Raw genomic sequence first — 17,875 nt, 5'->3', positions numbered from 1 at the left:
TTGCGAAGGATGCTGACCTGCCTGAATAAGTCAGGTCAGCATCGATACTTTATTGGGGAGCACTCAAGACATATCCAAGAGATTGTTCAAAGGTCTGGCCTTCACAATTAGCATCGGTCGAGATGAAGTGGTCACTTCCAGCTCGACAACGGTAGATGTGGGTTGTAGCGACACCGCCTGGTTGTGTACTATAGATCCAGCCTTCAGTTCGCAGGACGGTATAGCCTTCGCAGTTAGAGTTGGGTGAGATAAAGTGATCTGTTCCAACGCTACAACCATACAGGGCAATGGTGCCGCTCTGACTATTGGTATAGAGATAACCGAGGGTACTTTCTAGATGATATCCGGAGCCGACGCTACCGCTGGTAATCCAATGGTCTGCGATGGCAGTGTTGTAGTAACGATTGAGAGCAGGTGTAGCTGTACCTGTATAAGCAATGGATGGTGTCCAGCTGGTGGTGTCGTAGGTGTTGTCGCCATTGTTGGCGATTTCGAAACGCACAACGTCCTGGGCGCTGACGGCAAGGCCGTCAAGGTTGCTCTCACTACCATTCTGGTCGTTATAGGCGATGGTCTGCGACCCCCAGATGACGCTCCCATTTTTGGTGATGCGTGCGACAATCCCATTGCCGCCATCAGTATCAACTTTGAGGACACGACCACGGATACTGATGGTGCCTCCAGCTGGCGCTGTCCAGGTACGCCCAACCCAGCATGCCGCACAGCTATCTGGATGCATGCCAAAGCGGGTGATCTGCGGGACAGATGAGGTGGTTGGTTTCCAGGTGCTGGCACTGGTATCATATGGCAGATTGCTCCAACTGCTACCATTGCTACTGGCTTGATAGGACCAGTTCTGCTGCCCTTGCGTGCCACTGAAGTCGTTGCTTGCGTTGTATAGCGCGCTGGCGGCGGTAGCCTGGATGTTATTGGTTAGCGTAAAACCGTTAAAGTTGGCGCCTCCAGCGGTAGTCGTCAGCCCGGCTGCTTCGGAGTATAAATTATCACGGATAGTTCCGGTTGGTGTGATGTCATTGCCCAGTCGTTCAATACCTCCGTTACCATTGTTACGAAACAGGTTTCCGGAGACCTCGCCATTAGTACTCTGATCGCTACTACCATGGATGGCCAGAAACTCAATGCCGGCGCCCGCGTTACCGGCAATGTAGCTATTGCGGATACGTACCTGATTATTGCAGCATTCATAGTCAAATCCGGTCTGGTCAGGTGAACTGGTGTTGGGAACATTGGTCATGATACTGTTAACGAATGTGACATTTTGCAGGCGACCAAAGATAATCCCTGCGGTACCTGTGGGACTATGGCAAGCGGCCTCGTTGTTGAGTTGGGAGTTCAAAATAGTAACGTTCTGCATGTTGACCAGGCGCATACCTTCATCACAACCGGCGGCAGGACCATTGTCATCATGGAGATACAGGTTGCTCAGAGTAACATTCTGGACCAGATTGTGTCCATCGCCGCCATCACTGGAGGTTATGCCATTAAACCAGTCGAATGAGATGCTGTCCTGGTTATGCGTACCTTCGATAGCGTCCAATTTGATATCCTGGAGCGCATACTGGCTGGATGTGAATGTAACACTACCGGTAATCTCGATGCCGGCGGAATTCCAGATGCGGTCATTCTGGCCACTGGTCGTGTTGCCTTGATGGATGCCACGAATGTCGTGCACATAGATATTAGAGAAACGCAGTCCCTGGTGTGAGAGGGTACTGTAATAAACCAGGATGCCTGTGCCTGCTGAACCAAGCTCCAGGTTGTTGACGCTCCAGTAAGATGGATCGTTCATACGGATCGCACGCTCGGCTTCATTGCCATTGCGGATAATCTTTGGACGCGCTCCTGTTCCATAGGCATCGATCCTGGCATAGCTGGTGGCGCTTCCAGAGCCGTTGATGGTCATCTGCTGGTTCCAGCTAGCTCCACGTGCGAGCAATATCTGGTCGCCTGCTCCAAAAGTACGGCTATTGACTGGCGTGAAATCACACCAGGGCGCGCTTTGTGTGGTACCGGAACCTGCATTATTACAATTTGTGCCACTCTGATTGTTTATATAATAGGTCGTGCTGGCTGCCCGTGCTACCTGGACAAAATTCAGCGTGAGTGCAGCTACCAGCAATGCAACCACAAAACCACTGATAGGCCAGTATCCCAACTTCCTTATTGGCATGTGCTTCCTCCCTTTTGTGCTGAGAAAACATAAACTGGACAATTATGGACGGTTCCGAACAACGTTGTTCCATAAGCCAAACATATAGTAGAGCTCAGGAAAAGCTAGATGAGGAGGGCACCTCCTTCGATTGGTAATATAATGCCGGTAATAAAAGCTGCTTCGTCCGAGACAAGGTAAAGGACGCCGTTGGCGTAGTCCTGGGGGACGCCATGACGTGGGATCAGGGTGTTACGCAGGAGCAGGGGAACTCCACTTCTGGCCCAGGCCTCTTGCTGTACTTCGACGTTCTGGTTGATGGCAGTTGCGGCTCCCAACGGGGCCACGGCATTGACGCGTACATTGTAAGGCGAGAGCGCCACAGCTAGCGCTCTGGTCAGGGCATCAACCCCACCTTTGGAGGCGATATAATGTACCTGGTGTGGACTGCAAAGTTGGGTCGAAACGGTAGAGATATTAATTATGACTCCGCTCTGTTGCTCTTGCATGATTGGAGCTACGGCCCGCGCCAGATAAAACATACTACTAAGATTGACGTTCAGGGTCTTGCTCCAGATCTCGTCTGTAATTGATAAGAGATCTCCAAACGGGCAGATGCCAGCGTTGTTGACCAGGATGTCGATGCGTCCATAATACTCGCTGATCTCCTGAATAGCAGCATTGACCTGTTCGGACTGTGAGACGTCGATCTCGATGGTCTTGACTTGCCGACCCAGTTTCTCAATGGCATGCACAATCTGGTCTGACTCTTCATCCAATTTCCAGTCCAGGATGGCAATATGCGCGCCATGCTCGGCCAGGGTCTGGGCAATACTGGCTCCGATCCCTCGGGCCCCACCGGTTATGATCGCGACCCGCCCATCTAGTTTAGGCATAGTGTATTGTCCCTTCAGGCTGGTCTGAGCACATCTTCATTTAAATGCATACCCAGTCCTGGCTCTTCACCAGGCCGAATACGCCCATCAATTGGATCAGGAATGCCCAGCACGCCTGCAGCCGGACGCCCGCTATCCCGGTTCCAGGTGCGTACCCATTCAGCGAATGGACAGTTGACCTGACTCTTGATCAGATGCAGGCCCGCAGCCTGCAACCCTCCTGCGTGTGGACAAACAATCAATCCCCAGGCTGAGGCCATGGCACAGATCTTGCGCGTCTCGGTGATGCCCCCAACCCAGTTGATATCAGGCTGGAAGACAGAGATAGCTCCAGTTGCCAGTAGGTCGCGATGTCCCCAACGTGAGTATTCATGTTCTCCAGTTGCCAGCGCAATCGGACCAGTATAACGGGCGAGCTTTTCATAGCCATGAATATTGTCCGGGGTCAAAGCCTCCTCGATCCAGCGTACTCCATAGGGTTCGACCAGATCGATCATGCGAATGGTGTACTCAACATCCCAGGCCATATAACAGTCCAGCATAATATCGCGCTTCTCGCCAATGCGCTCACGACATTCTTTGACCAGATCGCGATTCTTGAGTAGTCCTTCGCGCCCATCAGCAGGACCATAGGGCATGGCAAGCTTGACGCCAAAGAAGGCAGCGTTATCCCAATCGACTCGATCATTGGTGGTTTCGTAGACTGGCATATCCTCTTTGGTGGCTCCCCCCAATAGGCGATAGACCGGCTGCTGGAGTGCTTTACCAAGGATATCCCATAACGCGCAATCTACGGCACTGATTGCGAACATGCTCAGTCCTTTGCGTCCATACGGTAAAGAGGCACGGAACATCTGGTCCCACAGGAGCTCGATATCGCTCGGATCTTCTCCCACCAGCAAGCGCGCAAAGTGTTGCTCGATGATGATCTGTACGGCCGCGCCACCATCAGCCACGGCCAGTCCCTGGATCCCTTCGTCTGTATCTATCAGGACCGCTAATCCCGAAAAAGGAGCCATCCAGGACGAGCGCCGGGCTGCATAACGTGGATAGAGCGACATCGGATTGGCAATGACCGCTTCCGATAACCACGAGGGCTGCGATGATAACTCCTCTTTTAGTTGTAATGTTCGGCAATGAACGCCGGTAATCTTCATGATCCAACCTTTCCAGTTGAAGGCGCCCACAAATGTGACATGCCCCCATGGCAGAAGGCATGTCAATCGGCTGCTTATTTGGCCCAGCTTTCGCTCTGCCAGTTCGGATTCTGCTGAATTTGATAGTCGGCCGCCGCTTTCCAGGAGGCGTCTAGCTTGCTCTGGGTGGCGGACAGGCTGGTGGTGCCCAGCAGGTATCCTTGCATGATCTGGGTATAGTCTTGCCCTTGCTGCGGTGAAAGTCCTTGCAGGGAGTAGCCAGCCGATTTTGGAGCTTCACCCCAGGGGCCATCGGAGAAACCTTTGATCACACCGGGAGCGGTAATGCCGGTGATTGAGGGTACTCCGGTAGTGGCGGTAATCCAGCTCTGGGCATATTTGGGTGCGGTCATGAATTGCAGGAAGCGTACCGCATATTTGAGGTGATCACCTTTAACGGTTGATGGGATCATGTAACTGGTTCCACCGGTGGTGACACCAAATTGAGCTGGCTGGTTGGTCGAGAGTGGGGTGGTCTCAGTGGTGATCGTTGGGAAACCCATACTACCAACTTTAAAGGTGGCTTTGGATACTTCGGCGGCTCCGAAATTGACGCCCCAGGCCATGGCGGTACGACCAGCCAGGAAATCATCCAGGTTGACGCCCGCACCTGATAAGCCTTTGATACCGGACCAGTTAGGGGTCGCTCCGTTGGCATACATGTCCTTGGCCAGTTTCAAAGCTTCGACGACTTCGGGCAGGTTGGCATTAAGCTTGCCGCTTTTCACCGCTCGGATCAGGTCTTTAGTGGTCAGGTTTGTATAAGTTCCGGGTTTTCCGGCGGCGTCAAACCAGTTGAAGTCGTTGTAATATTTGTTCATCATCTGGTTCAGGATCGAGCCAACGGGAAATGCAATGCCGATCTGTGAGTTGTCCATGGCCATGGGCGTAATGCCGGCGGCTTTAAATTTCTGGATGGCTGTTTCCCATTCCTTGTAGGTCTTGATTGGATAGCTGACTCCGGCTTTCTGGAAGAGATCTTGGTTGACAAACAGTCCTACGCTCACCAGGTTGAGCGGTACCCAGTACAAGTGCCCATCAGCGGCCCCTGAAAGGGTCGGATTGTAGGCTCGTGAGTCAAACCAGTCCATCCAGTGTGGCTTCTCGGTAGCATAGGGGTTGGGCTGCTGTAGATAACTATCTAACGGGGTGACCTGGTAGGGCTTGTAGCTGGTCTGGTTGAAGATCAGGTCGGGTGCACTACCGGAGGCCAGTTCGGTGGCTTCAATCTGTGAGAAGTTGGATAGTGGCAGGACGGTAATTTTGACTTTGACGTTGGGATTCAGCTTTTCAAATTGCTGGACCGCTGCATCCCAGCCAGTTCCAAAGCTTTTACCACTACTATTCCATTGGTTAGGACCGGCCAGCGTGATAGTGATTGGACCACCCTGGCTCTGCTGCTGATCATTGCCACAGGCCGAGAGCAGCATTGCTCCTAGCAAACAAAACAAACCCAGCAGATAGGTTGAACGCCGCACAGACATTGTCGTGTTCATAAAACATGAGTCCTTTCAAATACAACCAATAAAGAAAGATACGCGATAAATTCAGTTAAACTACCTGTGCTACCATACCTACTTGAGCATCTCCCCACCACCTACAACACCACCCACTCCAGCGATAAAGTAGCGTGAAGCCAGGAAATAGACGACGACCAGGGGCAGACTGGCCAGGACGTAGCCGGCGAACAGCGGTCCCCACAGGGTAACGTTCTGTCCCTGCAAAAAGGCCAGACCTGTGGTCACCGTTCTCAGGCTATCATCGGTCAGGGTGAGTAACGGCCAGAAGTAGTCGTTCCAGACATTGGTTAAGGTTAACAGGATGATGGTGCCGATGATCGGTCCTGAGAGGGGCAGCATGACATAAAAGTATGCCTGCCAGCCGGCCGCTCCGTCGATGTGGGCGGCCTCAAATAGTTCCTGCGGCACCTGCTGAAAAAATGTACGCATCAAAAATGTGGCAAAAATGGAGCCGCTGGCAATATACGGCAGGATCAATGCCAGCCGTGTATTGACCAGTCCCATGTCGCGGATCAGGATAAAGAGTGGGACCAGACTTGAGATGGATGGGACCATCAGGAGAATGGCGATCATGGTAAAGAGAAAGTTACGCCCCAGGAAGTTATAGCGGGCAAAGACGAAGGCGGCGATTGAACTGAGTACGAGTACACCAATCATCGAACTGATAGCGATGATCAATGAGTTCATGATATATACGCTGATCTGCCCCCATGCTACAGCATAGTTCTCAAAGTGTAATGGGAACGAGGGAATCCAGTAGGATGCGCGAAACTGGTCGTTATCCTTTAATGAGGTAATTAACATAAAGAGAAAAGGAAATAAGGTCAGGATGACCAATATCATCAAGATACTGCCGATGAAAAAATCACGACGTCCCTGGCGTGTTGACATGCTCAATGATCCTTTCAAGCTGGTGGGCACGCTTAACGATCTACAAGGGTGCTATATATTTATATGTAACAATCTATCCTTGCACAGGAAGAGAATTTTTCAGGCATCCATTATGCGGTTGTAACAGCTTGCCTTCTTGTACGTAGGGAGACCACACTAAAGAGCGCAGTAATCATGAAAAGGATGGATGATAAGGCGGCTGCATAGCCCCAATTGCCGTTGTAAAATGCTTGATTGACCATATACAGGGCTGGTGTCATCGTCGAGTAGGCAGGCCCTCCATTAGTCAGCAAGGCCATTGGAATCGCAAGCTGCACATAGTTGATGATGGCCAGCACAAACAGGAGCCGGAACTGGCCTGTTAGGAGTGGAATATCGATTTTCAGGATACGGGTAAACCAGGATGCTCCATCAATTGAGGCTGCATCAAAAATTTCACCTGGAATCGTCTGCAAGCCGGCCAGGAAGAGCAGGAATGGAGTACTGGCAATCCAGGGAAAACCCAGAAACATTAGTGAGTAGAGCGCGATATTTGGATCACCCAGCCAGTTGCGCTCCAGGCCACTTAAGCCGATTGCATGCAGCAGTGTATTGAGCATGCCAATATTCGGCTCATACATAAATCCCCATAGATAAAATACTACGACCATCGGAAACGCGATCGGCACAATCAACAGGGTGCGGAAAATAAACTGCCAGCGCTTACTTGAATGTGCCAGCACCAGTTCTGCCGCAAATAACGGCACGACCCAGGCCAGCGTTACCCCGAAGATAAAGAACTTGATGATATTAGCAAATGACAACACAAAGATGCTATCTAGGATCATGGCTGCAAAGTTCTTAAAGCCCACAAATGGAGAATCAAAACCTGGTCGCCAATCAAAAAATGCATGATAGAGGCCGCTAAAAGCTGGATAATAACTGAAGAATCCCAGGCACACAAAGAGCGGCAAAAGCGGAAGATACAACATCCATGTCCGCCGCAAGAGCCCGAATAGCCCCGCGCGTCTCTTTTTACGCACAGGACTCCCCACCTCAGCCTGATCAGGACGAAAAACAGTCTGCATGCCAATGCTCCTTCGACATCGATACAAAATAATCGCACCGCCTGCCGCGCCACTGCCAACAGACGACCCCGTGTTATTGTATGCAAATGGATGATCTCATTCATCCATAGAAGCTAGCAAACAAATAATAATTCGATTTAGTAAATCAGTTTACTTATCCAAAGTATAAGCATACATCCTTGATAAGTCAAGGCTCCCGAGAAATATTGACAAAAAATGCGCTGCTCGGTATACTTCGAATGAGGTAAATCGAATTAGTAAAACGTTTTTCTTAGGTATATGCGCGTATGATAGAGGGTACAGGTAGCTTTGGAGAACTCACAGGTAAAAAGACCAACGATACGTGACGTGGCTCTTCTGGCAGGGGTCTCTCGCACGACTGTTTCGCTGGTCTTGAATAATGTGGCAACGGCTAATATTTCGCCAGAGACGCGGAGCCGGGTGCATAACGCGGTGATGCAATTAAACTATCATCCTCTGGAGGCGGCGCGCAATCTGCGTACTCAGGCTTCTCAGACGCTTGGCGTGGCGATCCCGGATGCGAATAATCCACACTATATGCAAATTGTGAGTGGCATCAATAGTTATGCACAGGACCATGGTTATAGCACGTCGATCTTTATTACTGATTTCAGCGAGGATCGTGAACGACAATGTTTTACCTGGCTGCAGCAGAAGCGTAGCGATGCTTTGATCCTGCTTTCTGGCACTGGTCGCGCTCTACTTGCTGAGGTGCGCTCGCTCCATGAGCGTGGCTATGCCATCACTAGTCTCAGCTTCCGTCGCGATACGCTCTTTGATGCCGATATTGATAGTGTAGTCCCCCAGGCTACAACGGGTGAACAATTAGTATTACAGCATCTGGCTTCAGCAGGTCATCGGCGTATTGGCTATATCTATGGCGTCGCTAACCATCAATTGCTCAATGACCGTCTGCAGACCTGTCTGCAGATCCAACAGCAAATGGGCATTCCTGTCCAGGAAGAATGGATCTCTCGCTGTGGTCCTACTATCGATGATGGCTATAACGCAACATCCGCTCTGCTCGCGTCCCAACCAGTAGCTACACGTCCAACTGCACTGATCGTCGTCAATGACCTGCTGGCCATCGGTGTCCTAGCCGCTCTTGCCGAGCAAAAGATCCAGGTCCCCGCTCAGATGAGTGTGATTAGCTTCGATAATATTCCTCAGGCCAGATACAGCGTTCCACCTTTAACCACCATCGACTATAATGCCCGCCTCATCGGCGCGAAGGCCGCGCAACTCACCCTCGAACGTCTCAGCCAGCGTGACCGTCCACCTGTCTTGATGGAGGTACCCGCCCAACTCATTATCCGTGACTCAACCGGACCCGCCCCGGAGTCTACTTGATAACGCAGACATCAGACCTCATCTCTCGCTGCCTACTTTATCTAGCTTTTCGCTTTCTAGACACCGCAAACTCAGGATCATGTATTTTCAATATTTATGTATAAAAACAACGATTGCCGTAGATGTGAGTTATCAGCCCAAAAACCTACATATATAGTTAAATAACTTCATGTTCAATTTTTCCACATACCCACTTGTTTTGAGGAGGAACATGGCGAGGCGGTTGCAACCGCCTCGCCATGTTCCTCCTCAAAACAAGCGAGAGCCGTAGGCGCGAGGTGTGAGGGATAAAACTTGCACATGAAGTTATTTAACTATTCATATGGTATGATCATAGTTGACATTTGTTTGTTTTATAATTACATGAGTTACTACTGGAGGATAAATGACTGTCGATGCGGTAACAGATCTTCTTCCATCACCACCACTGGCACCAGGATTGCCATTACTTGGTAGCGCGCTGGCAATGCGTCAGGATCTAGTGGCTTTTCTTGTCGAACAATACAGACAGCTAGGACCAATTTTCCGCGTGCGTGCGCTTAACCAGGAAATGGTGGTTATGGCCGGGCCGGAGGCAAATACATTTGTTACAAAAGAGGGGACTGATAAATTCAGTTCTTATGAACTCTGGCATAAATTTGGCCTGGAGTTCGGCGCTGAACAGCACTTATCAGCTATCGATGGGGAAAATCATGCACAGCTGCGCAAGCTCTTTAAGCCAGCTTATTCAGTGAGCCGGTTACTTGCAGATATACCCATGCTGGTGGATATTGCCGAGGCTGTTCTTAATCGCCTCCCGGTTGGTGAAGAGATACCCGCCCTCTATCTTTTTCGCATGATTGTGACCGAGCAACTGGGGCGCGCGCTGGCCAATTATGCTCCCGGCGATAATCTACAATATATGATCACCTCAGTCCGCTTTGCACTAAATGTCTATGTAACCAAACAAATGCCAAACTTTATGCTGAAATTGCCAGTTTACCAGCGGGCCAGACAACATTATTTGAAAATGGGACAGGATATCGTTGCCGAGCATCGAGCTACTACGCGTACGACTAAAGATTTGATTGATGGTATTTTGACGGCCAGCCAGGATCCGGCTTTTCAAGAGATGTTGAGTAGTGAAGAGCAGATCGCCTTTGCCTCTCTCGGTCCATTCGTAGCGGGCCTGGATACGGCGGCAAATGAATGTAGCTTTATGCTCTATGAATTGCTAAAGCATCCTTCAATTCTGGAACAATGTGAAGCCGCGGCCGATGAGCTCTTCTCGCAGGGTCTCCCGACACAGGAACAGATTCGCGGCCATGGCGTGCTCCATTCTGCCATGATGGAGACACTACGCATGCACTCGATCAGTCCAGTCGTCAATCGTATCGCAGCCAAAGATTTTGCCTTTGCTGGTCACCAGATCAAAAAGGGACAAAATGTAATTATTGCGACTACGGTCAGTCATTTCCTGCCTGAGTTCTATCCCGATCCCTATACATTTGATATCGAGCGTTATAGCGCGGAACGCAAAGAACATAAACAGCGTGGCGCATACGCTCCCTTCGGCATCGGCACCCACCTGTGCCTGGGCGCGGGAGCCGCCGAAGCCCAGATCGTATTGGTGCTGGCAACCCTTCTACATAGCGTCCGTCTGGAACGTGTTGATCCCCAGGCATCTCTGCGTGTACGCAATGATCCCGCTCCCACCTTTGGCTACTCGTTCCGCGTACGCCTTCGTGAGCACCGCCACTAAACATACGCTGATTGTTATACCTTTACCTATCCAAGTAGCGCTTCACTCATTGTGCTAAGCGCTACTTTACTATCAGGAGCTAAAAACTATGGATGTAACCTTATTGCATTCTCCACATATGCGCCGCGTCATTGAGGCCATCAATCAAGATCAAATCAACGACTTCATGCCTCTCTTCACACAGGATGCTATCGTTATGGATGGCCCAACCTACTCAGGATACGATGCGATCCGTACCTGGGCACAACGAGAAACATTTGGCGTCCAGATGCATATCGATGTACTACAAGAAATAAATCCTGCCGGCACGCTCGTAGCACTACAAATCAAATCTACTGGTGGCTATACTGGACCTGCTACCTTTTCTTTGACCCTACGAGGAGAACTGATCGAGCGCTTGGAAATCCACTAGCATCACAACACCAACTCGTGAGGTGGACTGCTTTGTAATCCAGCATAGAAAGAGGGATTTATGGCATCATTGCTACCAGATCAGCAAACACTTGCCGCACATATCAGCACGTTGCTTCTTACGTTGGAGACGACGGCACAAGCCTATTTTCAGTCTGGCCAACTGGAACCGGCGCTTGAAATATGCCAGATGGGTATGCAATTGATCCAACGACCAGAAACTACTGCAACAGCACAGGCTCAGCTGAAACTTGTTTATGGAAATATGCTAGCCGTCAAAACAAATTTTGAAAATACCCCGATTGAAGATGCTCTCTTGGTGTTGGAAGAGGCAAAAGTTATTGCACAAAAGACGGATACTCCCCATCTGCTGGCTGATGCTTTGCAAAGCATCGGATATGCTCACTATATGGCCGCTTCAAACAAGCGCGAGGGAGACCCCCATCTGCTTCTACCTTACTTTCAGCAGGCATTAGAACATCGACGTCGCCTGCAAGATAATCGAGGTATGAGCGAATCTCTCTTTTATGTCGGACTCATTTCAGATGTCCTTGGCCAGATGGAGACGGCACGCACATACTATACCCAGGCCCTCCAGCTTGCCCAACAACATAATTATCCACGGGAAGCCTTTGAAGCCCTGCGTCATCTTGGCTTTCTTGAACAGGTACGTGGAAATTTATCCCAGGCACATCACTACTTTGCTGAGTCACTGCAACAGCTTGAGCAAGCAAACATCTATGTTTATCTTCCCTTCGCGCACATTGTCCTTGCAGATGTCTGTCTCGACCAGAAAAACACTGATCAGGCCTCCTTCCACTGTCAACAAGCATGTGAACTGGCAGAGGAGATGCATATCCAGAAAGCTCATATTTTTGCTTTGCTCACCCATGGTCGTATCTGCCAGAGCAAACAAGCATCAGAGCAGGCCAGAGAGGCTTTTGCACAAGCATATGCTATCGCCCATACTATCAAGCTCACCTATGCCATGCAGCAAGCATCTACAGCACAACAAAACCTCAGCAGCAACTGAACTGCGGCCTTCGCATTTGCAGAAGACACACAAACAGGTCGCGGCTTCTGCTCTTTGAGAGAATATCCAGGCCTTGCCATTTTCCACAGCGTATCTGCTCGTTATTATCCCTTCCCAAAAGGCTGTCATGCATTTTTTGCCAGCGCAGCCATGAGAAGAAAAACCATACATACCCCAGCGATCCCCTCCCTCATCACGACCACGTTCCCGTAGTTACGGCCCTCAGCGGCCGTTTGCCACCCGCCGCAGCGTGGTGGCCCGGTCTCCCCGCGATCCGGTTTCCTCTCGCCTGACACGTTCCCTCTCGCGGTGCCCAAACGGGACCTTCCTTGAGCGCACCATACAGAACCATCCGGCGCTATCGCAGGGGTTCCATCTCTGAGCGCCCCTGGTAAGAGGGTGCCATTCATTTTTTTTGCAACGGCATACGTCCCATCATGAACATGCTCAAGGACCTTCACATGGGGCGAGAAGACAGCGATCATGGTCGTAAACAGGGGCTTTGACATAGGGCGAGGAGACGGCAACCCGCAAGGGGATTGCCCTACATCTGTCTTTTTTTCTTGTTTCGTTATTTAAAATATACCATGGTACTCATCCATTTTTTGTATGATAAAGTGGCCTGGACATGACTATTGTAGGGCAATCCCCTTGCGGGTTGCCGTCTCCTCGCCTCTCGATTCGGTTGCTTCAACACGCTTCGGTTTCTCCGTTCCAGGCGGCACCCATGATGTGAAATGAATTGGGTCTCCGCTCTTCCGCTCATAGGTGTGGTTGCCAAAAAATGAATGGCACCCCTGGTAAGAAAACCTCTATAAGGACCCGTAAAAGTGTGCTATACTTGTCAGCATGAGTTACCAGATTTTGTTGTATTACAAATATGTTGAGGTTGCCGATCCGGAGGCGGTGAAGCTGTGGCAGCGGGTTCTGTGCCAGTTGCTTGGCTTGAAGGGACGCATCATTATTGCACCTGAGGGCATCAACGGCACGGTCGAGGGACCGGTTGCTAAGATCAAGCTGTATGTCCAGGCGATGAATGAGTATCCACCGTTCCGGGAAATCAATTATAAGCGTAGCGAGGGGACCGGCGAGGCTTTTCCTTCTTTGTCGGTGAAGGTGCGCACGGATATTATCAGTAATAGTGTGGCGGATTGGGGTGTCAATCCTAATCAGTTGACTGGTAAGTATCTGTCGGCGGATGAGTTGCATCAGTGGTATGAGAGCGGAAAGAAATTTTATCTGGTCGATATGCGCAATGATTATGAGCATAAAAGTGGGCATTTCGAGAATGCGATCCTGCCTGCAATTGAGAATTTCCGCGATCTGCCTGCTGTGCTACCTGAATTGAAGCAGTTGACGGATGCTCCGGTGGTGACGGTCTGTACAGGCGGCGTGCGCTGCGAGAAGGCTACGGGTTTGCTGCTCAAAAATGGGATGCAGGATGTCTATCAGTTGAAGGATGGCATCGTGACCTATATGGAGAAGTATCCTAATCAGCATTTTAAAGGCAAGCTGTATGTCTTCGATAATCGTATCTTGATGGATTTTGCCAGCGATCGCGAGCCGGAACATGAGGTTGTGGGTCGCTGTGTCTATTGCCAGCAACCATCGGAACAGTATATCAATTGTACCAACGATGCCTGCCATCGCCACCTGATCTGCTGCTCGGATTGTCTCGCTGAACATACTCCTTTTACCTGCCCCCAGGGTTGTCGCGCATAACTTGTAGCTGCCTGCACGCTGTGCAGGCTCTATGCGCAGCACCATAGCTGCGACTTTCACCACATTGCCAGACAACATCAACCCTGTTTCCAGTGCTCACCGATTACAATGATGCGCATCTCAGACACATAGCAGCAATTCTAGCTATCCCTTTTTGGCGCCTTTTACGCTATCATTTAGCTAACGACGATGTTACTCCCTATTTATGTATATCATTTTCAGGTATACGGAAAGGATGCACAAAAAATGATTGCTGCGGATATAAAACAATTCTTTGATGAAAATGGTTATGTGGTTGTAAAACAGCTTTTTACTGCCGCTGAGGCCGATTTTTTTCGGGATCATTATATGGATCTGCGCGCTAAGGGTAGTTATCCTGGTGATGTGGCGGGTGTTGATGCTGATAGCAATGATCCGTTAAAACGCTATCCACGTATGATCCATATGCACCACTGGGACGAGGCCAGTCTGCGTTTCTTGATTGATGCGCGTCTGAATGAGGTATTGACCTCACTGCTCGGTGGCGAACCCTATGCGGCACAGACAATGCTCTACTTCAAACCACCCAGGGCTCGTGGCCAGGCCCTGCATCAGGACAATTTCTTTCTGCGTGCCCGTCCCGGTACCTGCATGGCGGCCTGGATGGCCCTTGATCCCTGCGATGAAGAGAATGGCTGCATGAAAGTCGTTCCCGGTAGTCAGCACTGGCCAATTCTCTGCACCACTGAGGCTAATACGAAAGACAGCTTTACCAATATCCAGGTCCCGGTCCCTGAGCAAAAGGAAGTACGCTCAGTGATCATGGCACCCGGCGATGTCTTGTTCTTTGGTGGCTCGCTGGTCCATGGTAGCTATCCCAACCAATCCAGCGATCGCTTCCGCCGTGCCTTGATTGGACACTATATCTCAGGCGAAGCTGATACCGTCACCAAATATATGAAGCCTCTCTATCGTATGGACGGAACCACGCTTGACCTCAATTATAGTGCCGAGGGTGGTCCCTGCGGCGTCTGGGTCGATTCCGAAAACGGCCAGCCCGAAATCGCTCTCACCGGCACCCTTGCCAGCGTTGGCGGCACCGAGTAGACTCCACACAGTACTGTACACAACAATCAAGGATCCCTGGCAGTGTTACATTGCCAGGGATCCTTGATTACCTTAAAAGGCTGTCTCATACAGGACCAACTACTTGGATGTGGATCGTGTGCTATAACGATCAATCTGACTCCCAATTTGCATGCCAGCGCGCTCATAGAGGCGCAGTGCTCCATGCTGGTTATTCAGACTCACGGACAGCGCAACCGTACGTAGTCCACGTTGATAAAAATCTCGGATAGCATGCTGGAGCAGTGTCTGGCCTATACCACGTTTACGCCAGGCAGGACGCACGCCTAGCTGATCAATCCAACCAAGCGCAGGCTGCTGGGCTCCAATCAGAACTCCAACAAGTTGATCCGCCTCCCAGGCCAGATGCCAACAGGTAGGATCAAAATTGGCATGGTTCGTGTACACTTGATCCCAATGATTAAACGGTCGCTCAAAAGCCTCTTCGATTGTGGCTTTCACTAACCCATCATCCTGTCCCGGTTGAAAAGTTCTTACACTGATACCAGCGGGCCATAACACCAGTTGTGGCATCTGGCCCAGTTTGACCTTCATTTCGACCACGCTATGCTGATCCGGACTAAAATCCTGTTTTGTCAGGAGTCGGCGCGCACGTTCATTGCGTGGATTAATCCACGTGGTCATACTAAGCACATCCATTGCATAGCATTGTTGGAACCAGTGGTGAGCAAAGTCCAGCAACGCACTGCCAATCCCACGACCAACAAAAGCCGGATGCACGCCCGAGAAGGATTGGATGCCAGCATATTGCTGCTTACGCTCAGCATCCACAAAATTCATCGTGACACCCAGATAACCGACCAGCCGTCCATCAGGAGCAAACACAACACGACTATCAGCGGCCAGATTCATACCTCGCCATTCAGCCTCAATGTCATCAACCGTATAGTCCGGCTCATAATCAAGTTCCGGCGGATATTCAGTTTTATCCCGTAACGCAATCAAGGCGCTCAACTCTGCCGCATTCTCCATCAATGCAGGCCGCATACTAAAACCGGAGGTGGATAAGATGTCCATTCTTTCTTTCTCACTGTCCTTTTTGCCCTTCACGCTGTAAACACTCATACACATGAATAAGAACTGCTAGCAAATATGACAGAGGATGTCATGGTGCTGGGGTTATACTACCCAAACGATTTTGAGAAAGCAATAGACAATAAGAGGAGATTGCGATGAAATATGGTCTTGCTCTTCCAAATGGAGGAGTATGTGGCGATGCGCGGATCCTGGCCGAGTTGGGATGTCTGGCCGAAGAAGCAGGCTGGGATGGGGTGTTTCTGGAGGATTATATTGTGCATCAAAGCGCTGGAGCAGTGCCAACCTGTGATCCATGGATCGCGCTAGCAGCAATAGCCATCGGCACCAAACGCATCATATTAAGCACATCCGTGACACCACTCCCCAGGCGTCGACCTTGGAAGGTTGCCCGCGAGGCGGTGGCCCTGGATCAACTATCCAATGGACGTTTTATGCTCGGGGTTGGTTCAGGTGATGCCAACGAAGCTGGCTTCAGTCTGGTCAATGAGGCCAGGGATGCTAAAGAACGCGCACAAATCCTCGATGAGGCCCTCGATATCATCGTTGGACTGTGGAGCGGCGAGCCTTTTAGTTATCAAGGAAGCCACTTTCAGGTAGATAATATGACCTTCCTCCCTACCCCGGTCCAGAAACCGCGCATCCCCATCCTGGTCGGAGGTGGCTGGCCGCTCAAAGGACCATCGCTGCGCGCCGCGCGCTATGATGGCTGCTGCCTCTACAAACAACAACAACCCGGTAAGTCAGAGGATTGGACCCCCGCTGATGTACAGGAACTCAAAACATTCATTGAAAACCATCGTAGTGAACAGCAGAAAGCCACACCATACGAAATCAAGCTAGGCGGCCGCAGTCGCTCCGAGGACTGGGAGAAAGATCGTGCCTTGATGCGCTCATTAGCTGGAGCCGGCGTCACTTGGTGGGTAGAATATGTCCCTGCCGGTGAGTTAACAACTATGCGTGCAAGCATCGAACGCGGTCCCTTACACATTGAATAGCCTGTCAAATGTTTTGTATAAAAAAAGCAAGTGGCCAAACAATACGTTGGCCGCCTGCTTTTTGGTCTTGTGTGTTCCTAAGCTACTGGCAATAATTTCCCTGTTTTAACATCGTAGATATAACCACTCACGGTAATACTTTTAGGAATGAACTCAGAGTCTTTTAAGTAGGAAACATCATCGCGCACGGATTGCTCAAGGTTCGAAAATGGTAGAAAATCAATATTCTCAGCATTAATGTGCAGCTCTTGCTGGAGTTTTGTGCGCAGATCAGCATTACTAAACGTGAGCATGCCACAGTCTGTATGATGGATCACAACAATCTCGGTTGTCCCCAACAACTGCTCAGAAATGATCAGAGAGCGCAGAGCATCCTGTACCCGTCCACCTGCATTACGAATAACGTGTGCATCACCTTCTACCAGACCTAAAAATTTGGCTGGATCGAGTCGTGCATCCATACAGGTCACCACAGTAACTTTTCGTGCTGGTGGCATAGACAAATCCCCTTTACCAAAAGAGGCGGCATAGGCTTCATTGGCGGCTAAAAATTCATTGGTAACACTCACAGAATAATTCCTTTCGCTACATGCTAAAACTGATAAGCAGCTTTAAAGCTTTCGACCATCTATAACACTTCAACTTCATTCCTTTATTTCCCGATTAGCTCCTACCAAAATTACTGACATATGATTGTCT

General features: G+C 50.3%; 15 protein-coding genes. 7 read left to right on the top strand and 8 right to left on the bottom strand.

What is annotated here, in order from left to right:
• Window positions 1–49 precede the first annotated feature (49 nt).
• The 6 genes from EL633_RS34750 to EL633_RS34725 all read right to left on the bottom strand — a co-directional run bounded on the left by EL633_RS34750 (window position 50) and on the right by EL633_RS34725 (window position 7,740).
• On the bottom strand, window positions 50–2,191 hold the full coding sequence (locus EL633_RS34750; RefSeq protein ID WP_126631786.1) for a hypothetical protein: 2,142 nt from the start codon (window positions 2,189–2,191) through the stop codon (window positions 50–52).
• A gap of 104 nt (window positions 2,192–2,295) precedes the next feature.
• Entirely contained in the window at window positions 2,296–3,066 is a 771-nt protein-coding gene (locus tag EL633_RS34745) for an SDR family NAD(P)-dependent oxidoreductase (protein ID WP_126631785.1), read from the bottom strand.
• A gap of 14 nt (window positions 3,067–3,080) precedes the next feature.
• A complete protein-coding gene (locus EL633_RS34740) occupies window positions 3,081–4,223 on the bottom strand; it encodes an enolase C-terminal domain-like protein (RefSeq protein WP_126631784.1) in 1,143 nt (380 codons plus the stop codon).
• 74 nt (window positions 4,224–4,297) lie between these two features.
• On the bottom strand, window positions 4,298–5,758 hold the full coding sequence (locus EL633_RS34735; RefSeq protein ID WP_126631783.1) for an ABC transporter substrate-binding protein: 1,461 nt from the start codon (window positions 5,756–5,758) through the stop codon (window positions 4,298–4,300).
• A 78-nt stretch (window positions 5,759–5,836) separates the two neighbouring features.
• Window positions 5,837–6,673: a carbohydrate ABC transporter permease gene (locus EL633_RS34730; RefSeq protein ID WP_126631782.1), complete on the bottom strand. Its 837-nt coding sequence runs from the start codon at window positions 6,671–6,673 to the stop codon at window positions 5,837–5,839.
• A gap of 110 nt (window positions 6,674–6,783) precedes the next feature.
• Entirely contained in the window at window positions 6,784–7,740 is a 957-nt protein-coding gene (locus tag EL633_RS34725; protein ID WP_218027644.1) for a carbohydrate ABC transporter permease, read from the bottom strand.
• Window positions 7,741–8,049: 309 nt separating this feature from the next.
• On the opposite strand from EL633_RS34725, the gene EL633_RS34720 reads away from it, so the two are divergent.
• The 6 genes from EL633_RS34720 (at window position 8,050) to EL633_RS34695 (ending at window position 15,104) form a co-directional block, all read left to right on the top strand.
• Window positions 8,050–9,111: a LacI family DNA-binding transcriptional regulator gene (locus EL633_RS34720; RefSeq protein WP_126631781.1), complete on the top strand. Its 1,062-nt coding sequence runs from the start codon at window positions 8,050–8,052 to the stop codon at window positions 9,109–9,111.
• Window positions 9,112–9,496: 385 nt separating this feature from the next.
• Window positions 9,497–10,852: a cytochrome P450 gene (locus tag EL633_RS34715; RefSeq protein ID WP_126631780.1), complete on the top strand. Its 1,356-nt coding sequence runs from the start codon at window positions 9,497–9,499 to the stop codon at window positions 10,850–10,852.
• A gap of 88 nt (window positions 10,853–10,940) precedes the next feature.
• Window positions 10,941–11,264, top strand: a complete 324-nt coding sequence (locus EL633_RS34710; protein ID WP_126631779.1) for a Cif family virulence factor — start codon at window positions 10,941–10,943, stop codon at window positions 11,262–11,264.
• 60 nt (window positions 11,265–11,324) lie between these two features.
• A complete protein-coding gene (locus EL633_RS34705; RefSeq protein WP_126631778.1) occupies window positions 11,325–12,296 on the top strand; it encodes a tetratricopeptide repeat protein in 972 nt (323 codons plus the stop codon).
• Window positions 12,297–13,145: 849 nt separating this feature from the next.
• Window positions 13,146–14,018: an oxygen-dependent tRNA uridine(34) hydroxylase TrhO gene (gene trhO / locus EL633_RS34700; protein ID WP_126631777.1), complete on the top strand. Its 873-nt coding sequence runs from the start codon at window positions 13,146–13,148 to the stop codon at window positions 14,016–14,018.
• 246 nt (window positions 14,019–14,264) lie between these two features.
• Entirely contained in the window at window positions 14,265–15,104 is an 840-nt protein-coding gene (locus EL633_RS34695) for a phytanoyl-CoA dioxygenase family protein (protein ID WP_126631776.1), read from the top strand.
• A gap of 99 nt (window positions 15,105–15,203) precedes the next feature.
• Here EL633_RS34695 and EL633_RS34690 read toward each other — a convergent pair whose 3' ends face one another.
• Window positions 15,204–16,160: a GNAT family N-acetyltransferase gene (locus EL633_RS34690; protein ID WP_161982697.1), complete on the bottom strand. Its 957-nt coding sequence runs from the start codon at window positions 16,158–16,160 to the stop codon at window positions 15,204–15,206.
• A gap of 155 nt (window positions 16,161–16,315) precedes the next feature.
• On the opposite strand from EL633_RS34690, the gene EL633_RS34685 reads away from it, so the two are divergent.
• Window positions 16,316–17,176 (top strand): LLM class flavin-dependent oxidoreductase, encoded by an 861-nt coding sequence (locus tag EL633_RS34685; RefSeq protein WP_126631774.1) that lies wholly within the window; start codon window positions 16,316–16,318, stop codon window positions 17,174–17,176.
• Window positions 17,177–17,253: 77 nt separating this feature from the next.
• On the opposite strand, the gene EL633_RS34680 is transcribed toward EL633_RS34685, so the two are convergent.
• On the bottom strand, window positions 17,254–17,745 hold the full coding sequence (locus EL633_RS34680) for a beta-class carbonic anhydrase (protein ID WP_218027642.1): 492 nt from the start codon (window positions 17,743–17,745) through the stop codon (window positions 17,254–17,256).
• Window positions 17,746–17,875: the final 130 nt, after the last annotated feature.

Origin of the sequence: Dictyobacter alpinus (assembly GCF_003967575.1) — a bacterium.
GTDB classification, from domain to species: Bacteria; Chloroflexota; Ktedonobacteria; order Ktedonobacterales; family Ktedonobacteraceae; genus Dictyobacter; species Dictyobacter alpinus.
Note: the sequence above shows the minus strand (reverse complement) of the source record. Positions and strands in the feature narration are given on the sequence as shown.